2 protein-coding genes are annotated in these 6,050 nt (G+C 76.6%); both read right to left on the bottom strand.

Annotated elements, in window-relative coordinates; all coding sequences use genetic code 11:
* A partial coding sequence (locus ACFVWU_RS44060; protein WP_387632175.1) for a type I polyketide synthase occupies nucleotides 1-3,653 on the bottom strand: 3,653 nt, incomplete at its 3' end.
* 10 nt (nucleotides 3,654-3,663) lie between these two features.
* Nucleotides 3,664-6,050 (bottom strand): SDR family NAD(P)-dependent oxidoreductase (locus ACFVWU_RS44055; protein WP_387632172.1); only part of this gene is annotated, 2,387 nt, incomplete at its 5' end.

Genomic DNA, 6,050 nt, shown 5'->3' with positions numbered 1-6,050 from the left:
GTCGTGAACACCAGGCGGGAGTCCGCGAACCGCGGTTCGGCCAGCCACTCCTGCACCAGGCCCAGCGCCCACGCCGTCACCTCGTGCACGTCCTCCGGCGTCGAACCGCCCGCCACCGGGACCACCACGGCACCGGGCACGTCGTCCGTCAGCTCGGCGAACGACGCCACGTCCGTGCCCAGCGTCACCGCCGCCACGCGCTCACCCGCGCGCGACGGCGCGGGCACCCACTCCAGCCGCAGCAGCGAGCCGTTCGCCCCGTGGGAGGCGGCGGCCGGCTCGCCCAGCTCCACGGACTCCGCCGACAGCACGGGCTCGCCCGCGACGTCGGCGAGGGCCAGCGACAGCGTGTCCGCGCCCGTCCGCACCAGTCGGGCCCGCGCCACCGTGGCGCCCGTGGCGTGCAGCGAAACCCCGGACCACGCCACCGGCACGAGCCCTCGCCCGTCCGCCCGCAGGACGGCGGCCAGCAACGCCGGGTGCAGGCCGAACCCGTCCGCCGCGCCCGCCAGTTCGGCCGGGAGCTCGGCCTCGGCGAAGGTCTCCTCGCCGCGCCGCCAGACGCCGGCCCCGTCCGCGACCGCGCCGGCCGGCGGCCAGACCGCCGCGTCGAAGTCGGCGGCGCGCGCACCGGTGGTCAGCACCCCGGTGGCGTGCTCGGTCCAGGGCTCGTCGAGCGGGCCGTCCGGGCGCGAGAAGAACGTCACCGTCCGCGCGCCCGACTCGTCCGGCGCACTCGCCCGGACCTGGACCATCGTGCCGCCGCCCGCGCCCAGGGCGAGCGGCCGGGTGACGGCGAGCCGCTCGACGCGGTCGCAGCCGACGTGGTCGCCGACCCGGATCGCCAGCTCCAGGAACCCGGCCGCCGGGAAGACGTCCGTGTCGCCGTCCCACGCCGCGGTGCCGGGCGAGAGCCGGCCGGTGAAGACGACGCTGTCCGTGCCCGCAAGCGGCACGGCCGCCCCGAGGAGCGGGTGGTCCGCCGCCAGGAGACCGGCGGAGGCGACGTCGCCGACGCCGCTGCCCAGGGCGGGCCAGTAGTGCTCGTGCTGGAAGGCGTAGGTGGGCAGGTCGACGCGGTGGGCGCCGGTGCCGTCGAAGAGCCGCGCCCAGTCGACCCCGACGCCGGTGACGTGCAGACGGGCCAGGGCCGTGACCAGGGTGTGTTCCTCGGGCCGGTCGCGACGCAGCAGCGGGAGCGCGAGGGCGTCGGAGTCCTGGATGTCCTGCTGGGCGAGGGCGGCGAGGACGCCGTCGGGGCCGAGCTCGACGAAGGCGGTGGCCCCGGCCTCGCGCAGGGTGCGGAGGCCGTCGGCGAAGCGGACGGCCTCGCGGACGTGGCGCACCCAGTAGTCGGGAGTGGTGACGTCCGTGCCCAGGGCGCCGGTGAGGTTGGAGACCAGTGGGATCGAAGGGGCCTGGTACGTCAGCCTGTTGAGGACCTCGCGGAAGTCCTCCAGCATCGGGTCCATCAACGGCGAGTGGAACGCGTGCGAGACCTGCAACCGCGTCGTCCTGCGGTCGGCGAAGTGCGCCTCGATCGCCGCCACCGCCTCCTCCGCGCCCGAGACGACCACGGAGGACGGGCCGTTGACGGCAGCGATCGACACGAACTCACCCAGCAACGGGAGGACTTCCTCCTCCGTCGCCTGAACGGCCAGCATCGCACCGCCCTCGGGCAGTGCCTGCATCAGACGGCCGCGAGCACCGACCAGCGTGCAGGCGTCCGCCAGCGAGAACACCCCGGCCACATGCGCCGCCGCGATCTCACCGATCGAGTGCCCGGCCACGAACTCCGGCTCCACACCGAGGGATTCGACCAGCCGGAACAACGCCACCTCGACCGCGAACAACCCCGCCTGGGCGAACTCCGTCCGGTTCAGCAGCTCCGCATCACCGCCCCACACCACATCGCGCAGGACCGGATCGAACTCCGCACACACCGCGTCGAACGCCGCCGCGAACACCGGGAACCGGGCATACAACTCCCCTCCCATGCCGAGGCGTTGCGACCCCTGCCCCGAGAACAGGAACGCCGTCGACCGCTCCCCCGCCACCCCACGCGCAACCTCGGCCCCGTCCACCAACACCGCCCGGTGCCCGAGCCGCGAGCGCCCCGCCAGCGACAGCCCGACGTCCACCGGCGAGCCCCCGACCCCGGCAAGCCGCTCCACCTGTGCCTCGAGCGCCTCCTCCGACTTCGCCGAGACCACCCACGGCACCACGCCGGGCACGACCGACGCCTCGTCGACCGCAGAGTCCTCCTCCACCGCCTCCTCGACGATCACGTGCGCGTTCGTCCCGCTGATCCCGAACGAGGACACCCCGGCCCGGCGCGGCCGCTCGCCCCCCGGCCACTCGCGCGCCTCCGCCAGCAGCCGCACCGCGCCCGCCGACCAGTCCACGCGCGAGGACGGCGCGTCAGCGTGCAGCGTCCTCGGCAGCACGCCCGCCCGCATCGCCTGCACCATCTTGATCACGCCCGCGACCCCGGCGGCCGCCTGGGCATGGCCGAAGTTGGACTTGACCGAGCCCAACCACAGCGGCCGGCCGTCCTCCCGTCCCTGCCCGTAGGTGGCGAGCAGGGCCTGGGCCTCGATCGGATCGCCGAGCGGCGTGCCCGTCCCGTGGCCCTCGACGGCGTCGACGTCGGCGGCCGTCAGCCCGGCGTTCGCGAGCGCCTGGCGGATCACCCGCTGCTGCGAGGGGCCGTTGGGCGCGGTGAAGCCGTTGGACGCGCCGTCCTGGTTCACCGCCGAGCCCCGCACAACCGCGAGGACGCGGTGCCCGTTGCGGCGGGCGTCCGAGAGGCGCTCCAGCACCAGCACGCCGACGCCCTCGGCCCAGCCCGTCCCGTCGGCCCCGTCGGCGAACGCCTTGCAGCGCCCGTCCGAGGCCAGTCCGCCCTGCCGGGAGAACTCCATCAGCGAGCCGGGCGTCGCCATCACGTTGACGCCGCCCGCGACGGCCAGCGTGCACTCGCCGGCCCGCAGCGCCTGGACCGCCCAGTGCAGGGCGACCAGCGAGGACGAGCAGGCGGTGTCGACCGTCACCGCCGGGCCCTCCAGCCCGAGGGTGTAGGAGAGGCGGCCGGAGAGGGCCGAGGCTGCGATGCCGGTACCGATGTCGCCGGTGGCATCGGCCAGCGAGCGCACCAGCAGGTACGCGTAGTCCTGGCCGTTGGTGCCGAGGAAGACGCCGGTGCGGCTGCCGCGCAGGCCCGCCGGGTCGAGGCCGGCCCGTTCGAAGGCCTCCCACGAGGTCTCCAACAGCAGGCGCTGCTGGGGGTCGGTGGAGACGGCCTCGCGCGGCGAGATGCCGAAGAAGTCGGCGTCGAAGCCGGACACCGAGTCGAGGAAGCCGCCACGCCGGGAGACCCGGGTGCCGCGCTCGTCGACGCCGGCGTCCGCCAGGGCGCCGAGGTCCCAGCCGCGGTCGTCCGGGTAGCCGCCGGTGGCATCGGTGCCGCCCGCCACGAGGTCCCAGAGGTCCTCGGGCGAGGCGACGCCGCCGGGGTAGCGGCAGCCCATGCCGATGACGGCGACGGGTTCGGCGGCCGCGGCCAGGAGCTGGCGGTTCTGCTTGCGCAGCCGTTCGGTCTCCTTCATCGAGGACCGGAGAGCGGCGACTACCTTGTCGTGGGGCGTGGTCATGGCTGCTCCGTCAGTCCTGGGCGTGGTCGGGGTCGTTGCGCAGGGCGGCCTGCACCAGGTCGTCCAGGTCCATCGCGTCGATCGCGTCGGTGTCCTCGGCCTCCTGGGCGGGCGCGCCGTCGGCGAGCCTCAGCAGCGCGTCCAGAACGCCGCTGCGCCGCAGGCGGTCCAGCGGGACGGACTCGACGAGCGCCCGCAGGCGGGCGCGCTCGGGGTCCGCGCCGTCCGTTCCGGCCGCGCCGTCGCCCTCGAAGAGCAGGCCGAGCAGGTGCTCGGCGAGTTCGGTCGGGCTCGGGTGGTCGAAGACCAGCGTCGGGGACAGGTCCAGTCCGGTGGCGGCGCCGAGCCGGTTGCGCAGCTCGATCGCGCCGAGCGAGTCGAACCCGAGGTCGCGGAAGGCCTTCTCGGGGCCGACGGCCTCGATGCCGGGCAGTCCGAGCACCTCGGCCGCGCGGCCGCGCACCAGCCCGAGGAGGGCGGCGGAGCGGCGGGCCGGGCTGAGCGCGGCCAGTTCGGCGCGCAGCTCGCGGCCGTCGGCGTTGTCCCCGCCGGGGCCCTGCGGGTCCGCGTAGCCGGGGAGTTCGGCGAGCAGCCGGCTCGGGCGGACGGCGGTGAAGGCACGGACGAAGCGCTCCGGGTCGACGTCGGCGACCAGCGTGGTCGGCGCGGTGTCGAGGACGGCCCGGCGCAGCGCGGCGACCGCGACGGCCGGGTCGAGCGGCCGGATGCCGGTGCGGCGGGCGGCCTCGCCGGCCCGGGCGTCGGCGGCCATGCCGCCACCGGCCCAAGCGCCCCAGGAGAGGGAGGTGGCGGCGAGGCCGTCGGCGCGGCGGCGTTCGGCGAGGGCGTCGAGGACGGTGTTGGCTGCCGCGTAGTTGCCCTGGCCGGGGTTGCCGACGGCCGCGGAGGCGGAGGAGAACAGGGCGAAGACGGCGAGGTCGTGGTCCCTGGTCAGCTCGTCGAGCAGGAGGGCCGAGGTGGCCTTGGCACGGTAGACGTCCTTGAAGCGGTCGGGGGTGAGGCCGTCGATGACGCCGTCGTCGAGCACGCCGGCGGCGTGGACGACGGCGGTGAGCGGGTGCTCGGCGGGCACGGCGGCCAGGACGGCGGCGAGCGCCTCCCGGTCGGCCGCGTCGCAGGCCGCGACGGTGACGGCGGCGCCGGTGGCGGCGAGTTCCTCGCGGAGCTCGGCCGCGCCGGGGGCGTCCGGGCCGCGGCGGCTGAGCAGAACGAGGTGCCGGGCCCCGGCGGCGGCGAGGCCGCGGGCGACTTCGGCGCCGAGCGCGCCGGTGCCGCCGGTGATCAGCACGGTGCCGGTCGGGTCCCAGTCCGCCCGGTCACCGGCCGCCGTGGAGCCACCGGGCGTGGCGGCCAGGCGCCGGCCGAGGACCCCGGTGGGCCGGACGGCCAGCTGGTCCTCCCCGTCCGGGTCGGCGAGGACGGCGGCCAGCAGGGCGCCGGTGCGCGGGTCGAGGCTCGCGGGCAGGTCGATCAGGCCGCCCCAGCGCTGCGGGAGTTCGAGCGCGGCGACCCGGCCGAGGCCCCAGACGGCGGCCTGGGCCAGGCCGGTGACGCGGTCGCCGGGGGCGGCCGCGACGGCGTCCCGGGTGAGGCACCAGAGGGGGGCGCCGATCCGGGCGTCGCCGAGGGCCTGCACCAGGGCGGCGGTGCGGGCGAGCCCGGCGGGGACGCTGCCGTCCGCGGACTCGTCGAGCGCCAGGAGGGACACCACGGCGGTGATCTCCTCGGCCGCGTACGGGAGTTCGGCGAGCTGCTTGGCGAGTCCGGCGCGGTCGGCGTCGGCCTCGACGGTCAGCCGGACCGCGTCCGCGCCGAGTGCGGCGAGGACGGCGTCCGTCCAGGCCGTGTCGCCGTGGCCGGCGAGCACGACGGCGAGCCAGGTGCCGGCCGGGGCCGCGGCGCGCGGCCGGTCGAGCGGCTTCCAGACGATCCGCCGGCGGCGGGCGTCCACGGCGGCCTGCTCCTCGCGCCGCTCGTGCCAGTCGCGCAGCGCCGGGAGCACCTGGGCGAGGGCGTCGCCGTCGACGTCCAGGGTGCCGGCGAGCGCGTCGAAGGACGCGGAGCGCAGCGCCGTCCAGAACTCCCCGTCCGGCGACGCGGCCGGGGCGAACGACTGCTCGGGCCAGTAGCGCTGCCGCTGGAACGGGTAGGTGGGCAGGTCGACCCGGCGGGCGCCGGTGCCGGCGAAGACGGCGGACCAGTCCGGTGCGAGCCCGTCGGTGTGCAGGCGGGCGACGGCGGTGAGCAGCGTCGTGCGCTCGTCGCGGCCGTGGCGCAGCGCGGTGGCGGTGACCACCGGGCGGGCCGGGTCGGCGTCCGCCGCCGTGTTGGCCTGGACGAGGGCGGACAGCACGCCGTCCGGGCCGAGTTCCAGGT

Origin of the sequence: Kitasatospora sp. NPDC058190 (assembly GCF_042883685.1) — a bacterium.
In the GTDB taxonomy this organism is placed as follows: Bacteria; Actinomycetota; Actinomycetes; order Streptomycetales; family Streptomycetaceae; genus Kitasatospora.
This window is presented reverse-complemented; position numbering and strand designations above follow the sequence as displayed.